Source organism: Streptomyces sp. NBC_01591 (assembly GCF_035918155.1).
In the GTDB taxonomy this organism is placed as follows: Bacteria; Actinomycetota; Actinomycetes; order Streptomycetales; family Streptomycetaceae; genus Streptomyces.
This window is the reverse complement of record NZ_CP109327.1, coordinates 7,895,963-7,911,643: the sequence shown is the minus strand read 5'-3', so window position 1 is coordinate 7,911,643 and position 15,681 is coordinate 7,895,963. Positions and strand designations below refer to the sequence as shown.

Sequence of the window (15,681 nt, the reverse complement as noted above, 5' to 3'; positions counted from 1 at the left end):
ATGCGTTACGACAACGGAGGCGATCTCCTCGTCGCCGTCCTCCGCGAACTCGGAATCGACACCGTCTTCGGCATCGTCAGTGTGCACAACCTGCCGCTCGTCGAGGCCGTCGACCGCGAACTGCGGTTCGTCCCCGTCCGGCACGAGGCATCCGCCGTGAACGCCGCCGACGCCTACGGGCGGGCCCGCGGGACCCTTGGCTGCGCACTGACCTCGACCGGCACGGGTGCGGGAAACGCGGCCGGATCACTGATCGAGTCCCTGAGCGCGGGCAGCTCCGTGCTGCACATCACCGGTCAGGTGGAGAGCGAGTTCCTGGGCAGCGGCCGGGGCTTCATCCACGAGACCAAGGACCAGCTCGGCATGCTGACCGCCGTCTCGGCGTACGCGGCGAGTGTGCCGGACGCGGAGCAGGCGGGCAGGATCCTGCGCGAGGCGGCCCACGCCACGCTGACCGCGCCGGGCGGCCCGGCGAGCGTGGAGTGGCCGATCGACCTCCAGTACGCGACGCAGACCGACGAACCCACCGAGCTGTCCGCGCCCGCCGTCCCCACGCCCGCGGAAAGTGAACTTGCCGCCGCCGGGGCCCTCCTGGCGTCGGCGCACCGTCCGCTGATCTGGGCCGGTGGCGGCGCCGTCACCGCCCGCGGCGAACTGGCCCAACTGCTGGAGGCGACCGGAGCAGGACTGCTCACCTCGAACTCCGGGCGCGGAGCAGTGCCCGAGGACCACGAGCAGGTCATCGGTAACTTCGCCACCACCCCAGCTGTCCGTGCCCTGCTCGCCGACGCGGACGTCCTGCTCACGATCGGCACGCACTTCCGCTCGAACGAGACCGCCGACTACACGCTGGAGCTCCCCCGGGCGCACGTCCAGATCGACATCGACGAGGCCGCACTCGGCCGCGTGTACCCGGCCACCCACACCCTGCACGGCGATGCGGCCGCCACCCTGACCGGTCTGCTGCCGCACGCCCGGCCCGCCGAGTCCGGCTGGACCGGCCGCGTCGCCGCCGTACGCACCGAGGTGCGGGCGGCCCTGCACGACAGCATCGGCCCGCAGGCCGCGATCTGTGACGCGATCCGCGCCGCGCTTCCCCGCGAGGCGGTCGTGGCGCGCGACGTCACCATCCCGTCCAGCAGCTGGGGCAACCGGCTGCTGGAGATGTACGGCCCGTGCGACAACGTCTTCCCGCGCGGCGGCGGCATCGGGCAGGGGCTCGGCATGGGCATCGGCGCGGCGCTCGCCCGGCCCGACGCGCCCACCGTCGTGATCGCCGGCGACGGCGGACTCGCCGTCCACCTCGGCGAACTCCTCACCCTCGCCCAGGAGCGGCCCCGCCTGACCCTGATCGTCTTCAACGACGGCGGCTACGGCGTACTGCGCAACATGCAGGACCGTTACAGCGCACACCGGTCCGGGGTGGATCTCGTCACCCCCGACTTCGAACTGCTCGCGCGCGCCTGTGGGCTGCCGTATCTGCGGATCGCTGCCGAGGAGCACGCCGGACCGGTGCTCGACGAGGCAGTCGCCTCGGGCGGACCGACCCTCGTCGAAGTCGATCTGACGGCACTGGGCCCGATGAAGAACCCGTTCACCCCACCCGTGAGGATCCCGGGCCAGTAGCCCGGCCGCCCGTACTGCCGGTAAGGAGGCAACAGGCCATGAGCGAGAACTCGCTGCAGCTGATCGTCCGTCGTATGACATGGGAGGCCGATGGCGTACTGTCCGTCGAACTGACCCACCCCGACGGCAAACCCCTGCCCGCCTGGACGCCCGGCGCGCACCTCGATGTCCATGTCGGCGGCCAGGTCCGCCAGTACAGCCTGTGCGGAGACCCGCACACACCGGACGTCTACCGCATCGGCGTGCTCAACGAACCCGCCTCGCGCGGCGGTTCGCGATACGTGCACACACAGCTGCGCCCCGGGCAGCCGGTCACGGTCTCCGAACCGCGTAACCACTTCGCGCTGGAGGACGCCGACGCCTATGTGTTCGTCGCCGGGGGCATCGGGATCACCCCGCTGCTGGCGATGGCCCGGGAGGCCGCCCGCCGGGGAACCCCCTGGCGGATGGTCTACGGCGGCAGGGGCCGGGCCTCGATGGCGTTCACCTCGGAACTCGCCGCACTCGGCGGTGACGTCACGCTCGTCCCGCAGGACGAGCTGGGCCACATCGACCTGGACACCGCGCTCGCGGAGCTGCCCGACGGCACACTGGTGTACTCCTGCGGCCCCGAACCGCTGCTCACCGCCGTCGAGGAGCGCTGCTTCGAGGACCGGCTGCGGCTGGAGCGGTTCGCCGCACCGGTCGTGGAACACACCGGTGACGACGAGGCGTTCGAGGTCGAGTGCCGCGCCTCCGGGGTGACGCTCACCGTCGGCGCGGACACCTCGATCCTCGAGGCCGTGGAGAGCACCGGGCTGAGCGTGCAGAGCTCGTGCCGCGACGGGATCTGCGGGTCCTGCGAGACCCGGGTGCTCGACGGCACCCCCGACCACCGCGACTTCCTGCTCAGCGAGGCCGAACACGCCGCCGGCGCCACGATGATGATCTGCGTCTCGCGGTGCGCCTCCGGCCGGCTCGTCCTCGACCTGTGACACCTTCCCCACCCTTTCAGGAGACACCGTGACCGACACCTGGCCGTACCTGGACGTCCACCAGTCCCGTACGCACGAGCCGACCCCGTACGAGCACAAGCTCGCCGCGACCCTTGAGGAGGTCTTCACCGAGGAGGGCCACGAGCTGGCCGACGTGGTCCGCGGTCTCACCTCCCGCCAGGTCCACGCCGCCGACGGCACCCCGTGGACCGAGGAGTCCTTCCGCGCCGAGATGAACCGGCTGGGAGCCTGACCATGACGCTATCCACCTCCGCCACCGCGGACCACATCTACGCCACAGGGCTGCGCAACCAGTGGCACGCCGTCGTCCCCTCCCACTTCGTCGCCCCCGGTGCCATGCGCAAGGTCACGGTCCTCGGCGAGCAGTGGCTTCTGTTCCGCCGCTCCGACGGCACCCTGTCGATGCTCGCCGACCGCTGCCCCCACCGCGGAGCGCCGCTCTCGCTCGGCAAGCACCTCGGTGACCGGGTCGCCTGCTGGTACCACGGCGTCGAGGTCGAGACCGACGGCACGGTCTCCTCCGTCCCCGGGCTCCCCGGCTGCAGCCTGGAGGGCAAGAAGCTGGTCACCTCGCTGCCGGTGCGCGAGGTCGCGGGCGCGATCCTCGCCTACTTCGGCGACGAGGAGCACCCCGAGCCGGCCGCGCTGACGCTGCCCGAACCGCTGACGGACCCCGAGGTGAGCGCGTTCCTCTGCTACGCCGAATGGAACGTGCCGTGGCGGTACGCGGTGGAGAACCTCCTCGACCCGATGCACGGCGCCTTCCTGCACCACGAGTCGCACACGATGTCCGACGGCGACACGACGGCCAAGTTCCGCATCCGGGAGACCGCTCGCGGCTACTTCTTCGAGAAGACCGACCAGCGTGGTGTCAACTTCGACTGGGTGGAGCTGTGCCGCACCGGTGTGGACTGGGTCGACCTGTCCATCCCCTACCCGCCGTCGGCCGGCCCCGGCGGTCCGTTCGGCATCGTGGGCATGGCCTGCCCGGTCGACGAGCAGCGCACGGGCGTCTTCTTCTGGCGCTACCGCCGGGTCGAGGACTGGCAGCGCGCCTCCTGGCGCTTCCTGTACAGGACGCTGATCGAGAAGCGGCACTGGGACGTCCTCGAACAGGACCGCGTGATGCTGGAGTCCATGCCCGTGGACGCGGACCAGCAGGAAAACCTCTACCAGCACGACCTGGGCGTCGTCCGCCTCCGCCGCCTGTACCGGGCGGCGGCGGAAGCCCAGTCGTCGGCGGGCGCCTGAGTAGATCGGACCGCCCCAGGCCACAGCCCGGCTGCTCGAAGCGCACCTTGACCAGGTCAAGGTGCGCTTCCGCCCAGGAGTAGGGGTTATCCCTTTTGTCTACGCATACGGCTGGAGATCAGGGTGCACAGCGCGCGGTGCCGTGCGTGCCATTCAGGTGCACGGACACCGTCTGGTCCCCAACTGGTCCCCAAGGGGCATGTCCGTGACGCACGTCCAAGGGCCGCCGCCGGATCAAGAGGCCGGCTCACCAGGGCCCGTCACGGCGTGAGACCTCGCGGCCCTGCGCCCGAGCTCGCGGATGGTGTCCTGCCATTGCCAGGAACCACTGCTGCACCACTGTTCCTCATCGACTGGCTGCCAGGCCGCCAGTTCCTCCAGGCGGGGGATCACCGTGCAGGTGTCGGTGTCGGGAATTCCGCTCTTGCCGTCGAGTCGCCATTTGATGTCGTGCAATCGGTGAGCCGCACGGTAGTAGGACAGCTGCGAGTCGGTGAGTCTGCGTATGGCGTAGCCACCACACTTGCTGCACCAGTCGAAGTCGGGATCGTCGTCGCCAAGGCGATGCAGGACTTCCACCTGCCGTGGCCGCTGGCCATCGTGTTCGGCCTGCTGGTCGGTGCGGTCATCGGCGCGTGGCAGGGCTTCTGGGTGGCCTATGTCGGCGTCCCTGCCTTCATCGTCACGCTGGCGGGCATGCTGCTGTTCCGCGGCGGCAACCAGTTCATCGGCAACGCCGACACCGTCCCGGTTCCCGAGGGCTTCCGCACGATCGGCGCCGGCTATCTGCCCGAGGTCGGCCCCGACACCGGCTACAACAACCTGACCCTGTTGCTCGGCCTCGTCGCCTGCGTCGCGGTGGTGTGGCGGGAGTGGAGTGCCCGGCGCACCCGGCGGGAGATGGGCGCCCGGCCCGCGCCGTTGTGGCTCTCCGGTGTGCGCCTGGCCGTGATGGCGGGCGTCATCGTCTTCGCCACGCTGCGCTTCGCGGGCGGACGGGTCGGCACGAGCCTGCCGGTGTCGGGCATCATCCTGGGCGTCCTCGTGCTCGCCTACTCCTTCTACACACGCAACGCCGTTGGCGGCAGGCACATCTACGCGGTGGGCGGCAACGCGCGCGCTGCCGAGTTGTCCGGCGTGAAGCTCAAGCGGGTCAACTTCTTCGTCATGATGAACATGTCGGTCCTCGCCGCGCTGGCGGGCATGATCTTCGTGGCGCGGTCGGCCGCCTCCGGCCCGCAGGACGGACTGAGCTGGGAACTCGACGCGATCGCGGCGGTGTTCATCGGCGGCGCGGCGGTCTCCGGCGGCCTGGGCACCATCAGCAGCTCGATCGTCGGCGGCCTGGTCATGGCCCTGCTCAACAACGGCCTGCAGCTCATGGGCGTCGGCGTCGACCTGGTGCAGATCATCAAGGGCATGGTGCTGCTGCTCGCCGTCGCGCTCGATGTCTACAACAAGAGCCAGGGCCGCTTCTCGGTCATCGAGTCGATCACGCGTCCGTTCCACCGCGAGGGGCTGCCACGCATCGCGGCCCCCGGCTCACCCCGCGACACCGACAAGGCCCCGGCCGTCGGCTGACACATCCAACACCCCGCCCCGGCGGATCCCCCGCGGCATTCACCTGCCGCGACAGGCCACGAAAGGAAACCCACCATGCGCAAAATCTTCTCGAAGGCAGTAGCGGTCGGTGCCGTGGCCGTGCTGGCACTCGGCGCCACAGCCTGCTCCAGCGAACGCGATGCCCAAAGCGGCGGAAACAAGGCCGCGAAGGGCTTCGCGGCCGACTCCCTCATCGGTGTCGCTCTGCCGTCCAAGACCTCGGAGAACTGGGTCCTGGCCGGCGACCTGTTCACCGACGGGCTCAAGAAGGCGGGTTTCAAGTCCGACGTGCAGTACGCGGGCGCCTCGACCACCGTCGCTGACCAGCAGGCCCAGATCTCCGCCATGGTCACCAAGGGCGCGAAGGTCATCGTCATCGGTGCGACCGATGCCCGCGTCGGGTACGAGCGTGACGAGCGCACAGGACTCGCGCCTGGCGACCCCGAGCGCAACTAGCACGACTCCTGGCCCAAGCCCGAACTCATCTACGCGCTCACCACGTTCGAGGCGCTGTGCGGGTTCGCCGAGCCCGCACGGGCTGCGGACCTGCTGGCCTCGACCGGTGGCGCCCGGCTGCGCAGGGTGGCCGACGCGCTGATCGGTGGCGGGCCACGCGCGGCGGTCACCCTGCTGGGCCGCTGGCCCGAGGACGACCGCACCACGTTGGTGAACGAGGTGCGCGCGAGCCGCGCGGACGTCCCGGAACTGGTGTGGGCCCGGCGGCTGGCCGAGCTGTACCCCGACGACCCGGGCGTCGCCACCGCGCTGCTGATGAACCTGGTGACGTTGGCACCCGGCCAGGCGCTGTTCGCCCGACCCCGCACCCTCCACGCCTACCTCCGCGGTACCGGTGTGGAGATCATGGCGAACTCCGACAACGTCCTGCGCGGCGGGCTGACGGCCAAGCACATCGACCTCGCCGAGTTCCTGGCCGTCACCGACTTCACCCCCTCCACGGCCGAACTGGTGCGGGCCGTGGACCTGGCCAACGGGGAGGACCTCTACCCGACTCCGGCGGCCCAGTTCCAGCTCACCCGAATCCGCCGCGATGTCGAGATCGACGCCCCCGGCCCAGGCGCGCTGCTGTGTGTCGAGGGCGAGCTGACTGTCGAACGCGGGCCGGCCCGCGATGCCCTGCGCCGGGGCGAGGCGATGTTCATCCCCGCCGCGGGCGGACCACTGCGTGTGGGCGGAACCGGGCTCGCATTCCGTGCCGCAGTACCCTCCTGATCAGCACTCACCACCATCCCATCCCGCCACGAGTTGGACAAGGTCAGGTGTCAGGGAGGGCCCGACGATGTTCGATGCGGTCCTGCTCGGCAATGGCCTGATCGCGAGAGCCATCCGTGCATGTTTCGCATGAGGAATGCGTGCATGTGATCAAACAAACCATGATCACGCATTTTTCTTGCAGCAAGGCCTTGCTCAGTATGCGCCTGGCCAGTTAGATGTGGGCAATTGCTCGGGTGCCTGGGCGGTCGCTGTGGCCACCTACCGCGGCGGCCGGTCGGTCGACCGGCACGACCGGGGGCCTGCGGCAAGCACCTTTTGGATCTCCTCCGGCTCGCGCTCTTGACAACGTTGTCTATCGATTTCCACTCTGGAGGCATTGGTGATCGCTAGTCGGTATACGGACAGTCCGGGGAGAGCCCCGGCCCGCACTTCGCTCGCGAGACGCGCGAAGTCGGCCCCCAGGGGGCTGGCCGCCCTGATCGCGGGCGGACTGCTGGCCGCGTTGGTCCCGTGGATCGGTGCGACTGGCCCGGCGGCCGCAGCGCCGTCCGAGGTGACTGCGGCGTCCAACGTCGAGCATGTCGATCCCCTCATCGGGACGACGGGCGCCAACAGCACCGAGTACGGGGGCATGATCCCCAGTACGGCGCCCCCGTTCGCGATGACCCGATGGTCGCCGATGACCCGCACCAACTACGTCAGCAGGCTGCCCTACCACCACAACGACACGAAGATCACCGGGTTCATCGGCACTCATCAGCCGGCGATCTGGATGGGCGACTCCGGCTATGTGGTGGGCATGCCCGGAATCGGCGCAGTCAAGACGGCCGAGGCGGATCGAGGCCTGCCCTTCACCCACGCCGATGAGACTGCCGCGCCGGACAAGTACACGGTGAACATGACCCCAGCGCCCGGGCAGACGCTCAAGGCCGAACTCACCGGAACCTCCCGGGTCGGGCACCTGCGGCTGACCTACCCCCAGGGGGCCGCGACGAACTTCGTGATGCAGGCCACCCGGTCCGGCATCACGGGGAACGTGCACATCGACCCGGCCAAGAAGGAGATCACCGGTTACAACCCCGATCGCCAGGACAGCAAGCTCGGCCCGTCCAAGGCGCCCGGCTTCAAGGGGTACTTCGTCGCGCGGTTCGACACCGCCTTCGACAGCTACGGCACGGCCAAGGGTGCGACCCAGTTCGACGGGGAGGCCGACCGTACGGACCAGGACCTCGCAGGCTACGTCCGGTTCCCCGCCGGCAGCGAGACGGTCAACGTCCGGATCGCGACCTCGTTCATCTCGGTGGACCAGGCGCGGGCCAACCTCGATGCAGAGGTTCCCGACGGCCAGAGTTTCGATGCGACCGCGGCCAAGACCAGGGCCGCCTGGGCCGACAAGCTCGACCGTGTCGACATCTCCGGCGCCACGCCCGATGAGCGCACCACCTTCTACACCAGCATGTACCACGCGTTGCAGTACCCCTCGGAGATGTCCGAGCAGGGCCGCTACTACAGCGCCTACGACGACAAGGTCCATGACGGGGTCAGCTACACCGGATACTCGCTCTGGGACACCTTCCGGGCGCAGAACGCTTTCCTCACCCTCTTCGCTCCGGAACGCATCGACGACATGGTCACCTCGATGCTTCAGGACTACAAGCAAAGCGGCTGGCTTCCCATGTGGAAGAACTTCGCCGAGACCAACATCATGGTGGGCACGAACGCCGACTCGATCATCGCGGAGGCCATCGCCAAGGGCTTCGACCGGTTCGACCTGGACCTCGCCTACGAGGCCGTCCGCAAGAACGCGATGACACCTCCCGACAAGGACACCGAGCTGTGGTGGGGCGACCGGCAGCAGGGCACGCCCGCCGAGGCGCGCGCAGGCCTCACGACGTACAAGCAGAACGGCTGGGTCGCCGCCGACCGCACCGCGGAAGCAGGCAGCCGCACTCTTGACTACGCCTACGAGGACTGGGCCGTCGCACAGGTCGCCAAGGCCGCCGGCAACACCGACGACGCCACGTTCTTCCTGGACCGCAGCAAGAACTACAAGAACCTGTACAACCCCACGACGGGCTTCATGCAGGCCCGCAACTTCGACGGCTCCTGGAACAACGGCGGCTGGACCGAGGGCGACAAGTGGGTATACACCAACGATGTCATGCATGACGTCCTTGGCCTGATCGCCCTCAAGGGCGGCGACGCCAAGTTCACCGAGTGGCTCGACAGCTACTTCGACGGCGGACACAACAACCAGACCAACGAGCCCAGCCACCACTCTCCCTACCTGTACAACTACGCCGGCCGGCCATGGAAGACCCAGGAACTGGTCCGCCAGATCGCCGACGAGAACTACCACGCCGCCCCCGACGGTCTCTCCGGCAACGACGACTGCGGCCAGATGTCCGCCTGGTACCTGTTCTCCGCGATGGGCTTCTACCCCGTCAACCCGGCCTCCGGTGAGTACGCGGTGGGCAGCCCCATGTTCGACAAGGTCACGCTTCGGCTGCCCGGGACCAAGAAACCGCTGGTGATCAAATCCAAGGGCGCAGAACTCAAGCCGTACGTGAAGGGACTCAGCCTCAACGGCAAGCGCATCACCAAGCCGTTCCTGAGCCACTCCGACCTCACCGGCGGTGGAAACCTCAAGTTCACCATGGACGCGGCGCCGCAGAGCTGGGGCGCTTCGACCACCCCGCCGCCCGCGAAACCCGTGAATCTCGCCGCCCACAAGCCGATCACGATGATCAACGGCACCCCGGCGACCGCCTGGGGCAAGCCCGCCGAGAACGCCGTCGACGGCAATCTCGCGACCATGGCGCAGGCGACCACCAGCGATCCCTGGAGCCTGAAGGTCGACCTTGGCGCCAGCACCACGGTCCGCCGGATGGAGGTCAACCCCGACTGGGAGAACTACCCGACAAGCTATGACCTCAAGGTCTCGCAGGACGGCACCAACTGGACAACCGTCGCCGGCGAAGCCGACTCAGGCGGCACCACCGACTGCGCCGCCCACGGCGTCCAGAAATGCGGCCAGCCGCACTCGTACACCTTCCCCAAGGTGAAAGCCCGCTACGCGCTCCTGAGCGTCAACAGCTGGGTCTCCGCCAAGACCGGCACACCAGCCAACGGATACGGCTGGGGCCTCAAGGAATTCGGCGTCTTCGCCACCAGCTGAGGACCGGCCGGACAGCTGCCTGCCAAGCAGCTGTCCGGCCGCCGGACCGGCACCGGCGCGAGGTCAGTCTGCTTCTGGGGCCGTTGCCGTCAGGACCACGGTCCCGCGCGTCGACGAGGCCGACCTAGCCTCGCGCCTTCATGAGGCGGGTTGTCTGACAGGTGGTCCGGAAAGCAGAAATTGCCCCTGCCCAGTGAGAATGAGACCACCGCTCGCCGACGGCATCTGAGACTCGCAGCCCACTGGCCATGGACCGACGTGATCACCGATGCGATCGAACGGCTCAACGCACTCCCCGCCCCCGGCTGACCAGCAGCAACGTCCCACCCCTACGACACCAGCACCCCGACCGGAACCGTGGAACGCGGCGCCCCTACGACGTGACAGACGGACCTCCCGCCTGCCCACACCCTGCCCAACAAATCGAAACAGGCGCGGCGGCCGCGAGCACCGCGTGGTCTCGGCCGCCCTGCACTACTTCCGCATCCACCCCGACCTGCGGCACGACCGGCTTGCGCGGCTGCGGGCCATGGGGTGCGACACCGTCGAGATCTACAACGTCGGTCTGGCCGACGACTGACGACACGACCCATCCCGGCAGGGCGCAGGCATTATGCCCGCCCTGCCGGGATTTCACCCCAAACCGAATGACGTCTCCGTATCGGCATGGTCTTTCGGAAATATGTGATCACCGGCCTGGGCGTGTGGCCATCGGAATATACGCCATGCCCTGCGGCCGAATTGTCAGTGACGATATGCCTCGACGTTGACATGGGGCGCGGCCGCAACGGGCTCGGTCGCCCGCAAGTGGTCTTGGCGCGGAGTCGATCGGAGAGTGGCTTAGCTGCAGGTCAGTCCGTGGTGGCCTGGATCGTCACGTCTCGTATCAGCGTGGCAATGTGGTCAGCAGTGCCGTTCGCTGGGCGGCATGGAGATCCAGTAAGGGGGTCGACCAGTAATTACGGTCGGCGCCCTGCGCGTGTTTTCTTTATCGTCTGGAGAATTGGCAGGACGACTCTCGTTGGGCAAACGTTCATCTGATGGATCTCTGCGGCGGCAATTTCTTCCTCTATGTTTCCGTGTGGCTCACCGGGGGCGACCCGATTTGATGCGGGCGACGCCCGGTGTGCCATCTCTGTGTGGGAATTCAATGGTTACTCGAGGTTCTCGCCCTGCGCGGCAGGAATTCGATTGACGTGGCGCTGCGGACGGATCTCACCGTCCCCGTTCCGAGCCCGGACTCCGGAAATGATCCTGTTTGCGGGCGGTTCCCTCCGGAATACGAGCGATCAGATGAATCTGGACCACGATCAGAAAGAGGTCAGTTGATGTGCAGACTGCGTCGACCCATCCGAGGCCCGGTGGCTTCGGTACTGCACTCACCCACGGCTGTCACCGGTGCCGTGTCGGCGGCCGCCGTGCCGACCGCTCCAGCATGTGCCGGGGTGGCCGGCCCCCTGGCTGCCACGGCGCTGTTCCCCGACTCGACCACGTGGTCGTGGTCATGATGAAGAACAAGAGCTACTACCAGATCCTCCGCAGAGCAGCAGGTCTGGGCATCACGCTGTTCCTGCTCCTCCTGGGCTTCGGCGCACAGCCCGCTTCTGCGCATGTCTCACCGGAGCACGCCGAACTCGTCATCACGGCCAAGGAAAACGTCACCAGTGGACGGCTGATCGTCCATCGTGATGTGGTGTCACCGCAGAAGGCGGGTGCCTGGGCGTCGCACCTGCTGAGCGCGGCGTGCCCTGCCACCGGCTCCGGCGTCGCCGGGGACAGCGGCGGAGTCCCCGGTGGTGTGGTGGTCGAACTCGCGTGGAGCTGCCACGTCGACAGGCTCGACCTGAGCGCGATGCTGAAGCAGGCCGGGCTGACCCAGGTCATCGCCGAGTTCGACGGCACCACGGTCAACGCCAACGCGCAGACCCCCGTCATCGACGCCTTGGGTGCCCACGCGCTTCCCACCTTCCCGTGGGCTGAGGTGGCGCTCGGCATCGCGGCGGCCGCCGCGCTGCTGCTCGCGGTGTGGCAGATCCGCACCGGGCGCCTCCAGGTCGCCCAGCTGGTCGCCAGGGTGCGCGCCGGCCGCGGGCGGATCAAGGTGGCCGCTGTCGGCGCGCTGACGCTGTCCTGCCTGGCTCCCCAGATGGCAGCGGCGGCGCCGCTCGCCGAGGGGGCAGCGGCGAACACGGTCACGGGCACGGTCTTCAAGGACGCCAACGGCAACGGCAAGCGCGACGCGGGCGAGGCTCCGATGGCCGGGGTCGACGTCACGGACGGCGCCGGCTGGACGACGACCGGCTCCGACGGCTCGTACAGCCTGCAGATGGACCCGGCCCGCCGGGAGACCGACCTCATCAGCATCGTCTCCCCGAACGGCTACACCCCCCATCTGCGCGACGACTACGTTCCGGAGTACTTCCACAAGGTGCCCGAGGGCGGTCCGAGTACCGGTATCGACTTCGCCCTCGTCAAGGACAAGAACGCCGCCGACCCCACCAAGAAGTGGTTGATGGTCTCCGACACCGAGACGGACGGCGGCCGGGAGTGGACCGGCCACGTCAATGCGATGTCCGAGGTGGACGGCGCGTCGATGGTGATGACGACGGGTGACCTGACGGTCACCGACGGGACCGCGGAGTCGGGCCGGCAGCGCAATTACGACGGCCTGCGCAAGGGCCTGACCGACGGCAAACTCGGCATGCCCTTCTACCCGGTGATGGGCAACCATGACTTCGGCGGCGCTGCCAACTCCCGCGGCTATGGCGGCAGCATGGAGTACTGGCGCCGCAACCTGGGCCCGGAGTGGTACAGCTTCGACCGCGACGGGCGGCACGTCGTCGTGCTTGAGGACAACTACGACTCCAGCGGTCTGAAGCCGCAGCTGGAGTGGCTGCGTGAGGACCTCAAGCGCCACGCAGTCGGTAAGCAGGTGCTGGTCTTCGCGCACCGGTCGCTGTTCACCCAGTGGGGACCCGGCGCCGGCATGCAGCCGACCGTCGACGAACTGGCAAAGTACGACGTGCGGTTGTTCGCCGCGGGCCACAACCAGCAGGCGGAGTTCCGCCGTGGCGCCTTCAAGCGCTCGGTCGAGATCAACAACCAGGGCAAGTACGGCATCGACGGCTCCCAACCGGACTACAAGATCCTTGACTTCAAGGACATCACCGACGACCCGCGCACCGAGCGCAACGAAGACACCGGCCTCGTCACGGGTACGCACCGGGCGTGGGACGTCGACGACGATGCCGCACTGGTCAGCCCCGCGCAGGGCAGCGTCCACGCTGCCGGCGCCAAGATCCCGGTCGAGCTGTATGCCGAGGACGACGGCCGTACCCCGGCCACCGCGACCTTCACCATCCGCGACAGCCACGGCCATGCGGTGCGAAAGCACAGCCGCCTGAAGTTCGGCGTGAGCAACCGCCGTACGGGCATCGAGAACTGTTACACGGCGCCCGGCGGCAAGCCGGAGCCCTGTCCGGACGCGCGGATCTCCTGGACGCGGGTCAGTGACCGCATTGAGGGTCTGGCCCCGGGAACGTACACGGCGAAGATGACCGCCGTCGACACCAAGGGCAAGGCGTGGCCCACCATCACCAACACCTTCCAGGTGGTGCCTGACAGCGAGTTGCACAAGGCCAAGAGTGGCCAGGACTGGACCCGTCAGGGCCGCGACGAGGAAGGGCGCTCCGCGAGCACGGACAATCCGGGCAGCGAGCTCGACCTGCGCTGGGCCGCCAACACCGGTGAGCAGTTCAACCTCAACGGATCGGTGATCGCCGACGGCAAGGTGATCGTCTCCTCCCGGGCGTTCGACTCCCCGTACAGCATGATGCTCGCCTACGACCTCAAGTCCGGCCGTGAGATCTGGCGCACCTACCTGGACGGCGACGCCGAGTCGGCGCCGACCCTGCACGACGGCAAGGTCTACCTGACCACCGGCGTCGGCCGGATCTACTCTCTCGACGCGGGGGACGGTCACGTCGTGTGGCAGTCGATCGACCGTGAGGAGCAGCACGGCGACACCGTGCGCCGCTACGGTCGCGCGGGCGGACCGGTCAGCGTCTTTGCGCTTGCGGGCGAGGACCACCGTTCGGTCGCCGTCTACCAGGACGCGTACAACATTCGCTGTCGTGACGGCGCGACCGGCAAGATGCTGCCCGGCGGCTTCGGCGGCTCGTTCGGCTGGGGCCAGATGCACAGCACGGCGATCCGCCAGCCCGGCTCCAACACCGCCTACCTGCACACCGGTGCCAGCAGCACGCTGGTCGCCATGGACCTGGCGACCTGCACGCGGCTGTGGGAACAGGACAGCGGAGGCGACATCTGGAGCCACTCCTCCCCAGCCCTCACCGACCCCGCCGAGGGCGACCCGCAACTGGTGACGGCGACCTGGGGCGGTGTGCGCGGGTACGACCTCAAGACCGGTAAGGTCCTGTGGAAGGCCGCCGCGGGCGACGTCTGGAAATGCGAGGGCGGCCCGGCACCGGTGACGAGCCCCGCTGTCTGGGGCGATATCGCCTACGTCGCGAGTGGCGAAGGTGTCATCCGCGCCTTCGACACCAAGGCGGCCGACCCGTCCAAGCCGCTGTGGGAAACCCCCGTTGGCTACCTGCCCGGGGAGACCCCCTCGGCCGACACGTGGATGGGCTGCGACAGCAACAGCAGGCCCGGATCCCCTGCGGCGCACACCCTGGTGACCAAGGACCTGGTGTACGCGGGCACCCGGGACGGGCGTCTGCTCGTCCTGGACCGCGCCACCGGCGCGCGGGTGAACGAGTACAACCTCGGCGGCGCGGTGGCCTCGGCACTGTCCGTCAGCGGTGACTGGGTGATCGCCCTCACCGACGACGGGTCGATCCACGCGCTGGCCAGCAACGGCCGCCAGCGGCCGAAGACGTCCCTCACGGTGACCCCGACCGAGACGACGGCGGATGCGCAACCGGGCCACGCCATCGACGTGAGCGGCACGCTCAATCTGTCGGCGAATGGGCCGGTCAGCGACGTGGAGCTCAGCGTGACGCCGCCCTCCGGGTGGAAGGTCGACGGCGGAACGGTGTCAAAGGCGTCCATGCAGGACGGCTCGTCCATCAAGGGCCGGTGGGCCGTCACGCCGCCGGAGCAGACTGCCTCCAAGTATTACGACGTGCCGGTCGCAGCCACCTACCATTTCCGTTTCCCCAGTGATCCGCTGGACCACCCGATGCGGGTGGAGAAGACAGTCCGGGTGTTCGTGCCGCCGCCCTCCCCGAGCGGAACCGCCTATCTCAGCGACCGGCCGTTCCTGAGCGAGTCCAACGGGTGGGGCCCGGCCGAGCGCGACAAGTCCAACGGTGACAACGGCGCCGGCGATGGCGCAGCGCTGACCCTGGACGGGAAGACGTACGCCAAGGGCATCGGGGCGCACGCGGCCAGCGAGGTCACCGTCTGGCTCGGCAGTGCTTGTCGCACCTTCCATGCCGAGGTCGGTGTCGATGACGAGACGGGTCAGAGTGGATCGGTGGCGTATCAGGTGCTCGGCGATGGCAAGCAGATCGCCGACACCCCTGCCGTCCGCGGCCCCGACAGTGCCCGCACCGTCGATGCCGACGTGACAGGGGTCAGGGTACTGACACTGAAGGTCAACGACGGCGGTGACGGCAACGGCTCCGACCACGCCGACTGGGCCGACGCCCGGGTGGTCTGCGACTGAGCCACCCGCCGCTGGTCCGATCTCACCCGCGCGGTTGGCCACATGCCGCCGCGTGAGTCGGATCCGGTTTCCACCAGTGATGTGCGCACATCATCCTCGGCACA

Annotated in this window: 11 protein-coding genes; 10 read left to right on the top strand and 1 reads right to left on the bottom strand. The window is 68.5% G+C overall.

Annotated elements, in window-relative coordinates; genetic code table 11:
• The 4 genes from OG978_RS36550 to OG978_RS36535 are packed head-to-tail and all read left to right on the top strand — an operon-like array spanning position 1 to position 3,872.
• The gene (locus tag OG978_RS36550) at positions 1–1,626 is read left to right on the top strand and encodes a thiamine pyrophosphate-binding protein (protein WP_326769341.1); all 1,626 of its coding nucleotides are present in this window, start codon (positions 1–3) and stop codon (positions 1,624–1,626) included.
• 38 nt (positions 1,627–1,664) lie between these two features.
• Positions 1,665–2,600 (top strand): PDR/VanB family oxidoreductase, encoded by a 936-nt coding sequence (locus OG978_RS36545; RefSeq protein ID WP_326769340.1) that lies wholly within the window; start codon positions 1,665–1,667, stop codon positions 2,598–2,600.
• 28 nt (positions 2,601–2,628) lie between these two features.
• The gene (locus tag OG978_RS36540; RefSeq protein WP_326769339.1) at positions 2,629–2,853 is read left to right on the top strand and encodes a recombinase-like helix-turn-helix domain-containing protein; all 225 of its coding nucleotides are present in this window, start codon (positions 2,629–2,631) and stop codon (positions 2,851–2,853) included.
• Between the two features lie 2 nt (positions 2,854–2,855).
• Positions 2,856–3,872: an aromatic ring-hydroxylating dioxygenase subunit alpha gene (locus OG978_RS36535; protein ID WP_326769338.1), complete on the top strand. Its 1,017-nt coding sequence runs from the start codon at positions 2,856–2,858 to the stop codon at positions 3,870–3,872.
• Positions 3,873–4,106: 234 nt separating this feature from the next.
• Here the strand turns inward: OG978_RS36535 and OG978_RS36530 are convergent, their stop codons facing one another.
• The gene (locus OG978_RS36530; protein WP_326769337.1) at positions 4,107–4,451 is read right to left on the bottom strand and encodes a hypothetical protein; all 345 of its coding nucleotides are present in this window, start codon (positions 4,449–4,451) and stop codon (positions 4,107–4,109) included.
• Between OG978_RS36530 and OG978_RS36525 the strand changes: the two genes are divergently transcribed.
• The 6 genes from OG978_RS36525 (at position 4,437) to OG978_RS36500 (ending at position 15,577) form a co-directional block, all read left to right on the top strand.
• Complete coding sequence (locus tag OG978_RS36525; RefSeq protein ID WP_326769336.1) at positions 4,437–5,453, top strand: ABC transporter permease subunit; 1,017 nt, start codon at positions 4,437–4,439, stop codon at positions 5,451–5,453. The two genes, OG978_RS36530 and OG978_RS36525, sit on opposite strands and share 15 nt — an antisense overlap.
• A 75-nt stretch (positions 5,454–5,528) precedes the next feature.
• On the top strand, positions 5,529–5,930 hold the full coding sequence (locus OG978_RS36520) for a hypothetical protein (protein ID WP_326769335.1): 402 nt from the start codon (positions 5,529–5,531) through the stop codon (positions 5,928–5,930).
• A 126-nt stretch (positions 5,931–6,056) separates the two neighbouring features.
• Entirely contained in the window at positions 6,057–6,704 is a 648-nt protein-coding gene (locus OG978_RS36515) for a hypothetical protein (protein ID WP_326769334.1), read from the top strand.
• Positions 6,705–7,086: 382 nt separating this feature from the next.
• Positions 7,087–9,885 carry a GH92 family glycosyl hydrolase gene (locus OG978_RS36510; protein WP_326769333.1) on the top strand — a complete coding sequence of 933 codons (2,799 nt, stop codon included), beginning with the start codon at positions 7,087–7,089 and terminating at the stop codon, positions 9,883–9,885.
• 268 nt (positions 9,886–10,153) lie between these two features.
• The gene (locus OG978_RS36505; RefSeq protein ID WP_326769332.1) at positions 10,154–10,465 is read left to right on the top strand and encodes a beta-galactosidase; all 312 of its coding nucleotides are present in this window, start codon (positions 10,154–10,156) and stop codon (positions 10,463–10,465) included.
• 924 nt (positions 10,466–11,389) lie between these two features.
• The gene (locus OG978_RS36500; RefSeq protein ID WP_326769331.1) at positions 11,390–15,577 is read left to right on the top strand and encodes an NPCBM/NEW2 domain-containing protein; all 4,188 of its coding nucleotides are present in this window, start codon (positions 11,390–11,392) and stop codon (positions 15,575–15,577) included.
• Positions 15,578–15,681: the final 104 nt, after the last annotated feature.

Bases quoted from the DNA above. Each gene is read 5' to 3' on its own strand.
- OG978_RS36550 (WP_326769341.1), top strand. From the start codon at position 1: ATGCGTTACGACAACGGAGGCGATCTCCTCGTCGCCGTCCTCCGCGAA.
- OG978_RS36545 (WP_326769340.1), top strand. From the start codon at position 1,665: ATGAGCGAGAACTCGCTGCAGCTGATCGTCCGTCGTATGACATGGGAG.
- OG978_RS36535 (WP_326769338.1), top strand. From the start codon at position 2,856: ATGACGCTATCCACCTCCGCCACCGCGGACCACATCTACGCCACAGGG.
- OG978_RS36525 (WP_326769336.1), top strand. From the start codon at position 4,437: ATGCAGGACTTCCACCTGCCGTGGCCGCTGGCCATCGTGTTCGGCCTG.
- OG978_RS36520 (WP_326769335.1), top strand. From the start codon at position 5,529: ATGCGCAAAATCTTCTCGAAGGCAGTAGCGGTCGGTGCCGTGGCCGTG.
- OG978_RS36505 (WP_326769332.1), top strand. From the start codon at position 10,154: ATGCGATCGAACGGCTCAACGCACTCCCCGCCCCCGGCTGACCAGCAG.
- OG978_RS36500 (WP_326769331.1), top strand. From the start codon at position 11,390: ATGATGAAGAACAAGAGCTACTACCAGATCCTCCGCAGAGCAGCAGGT.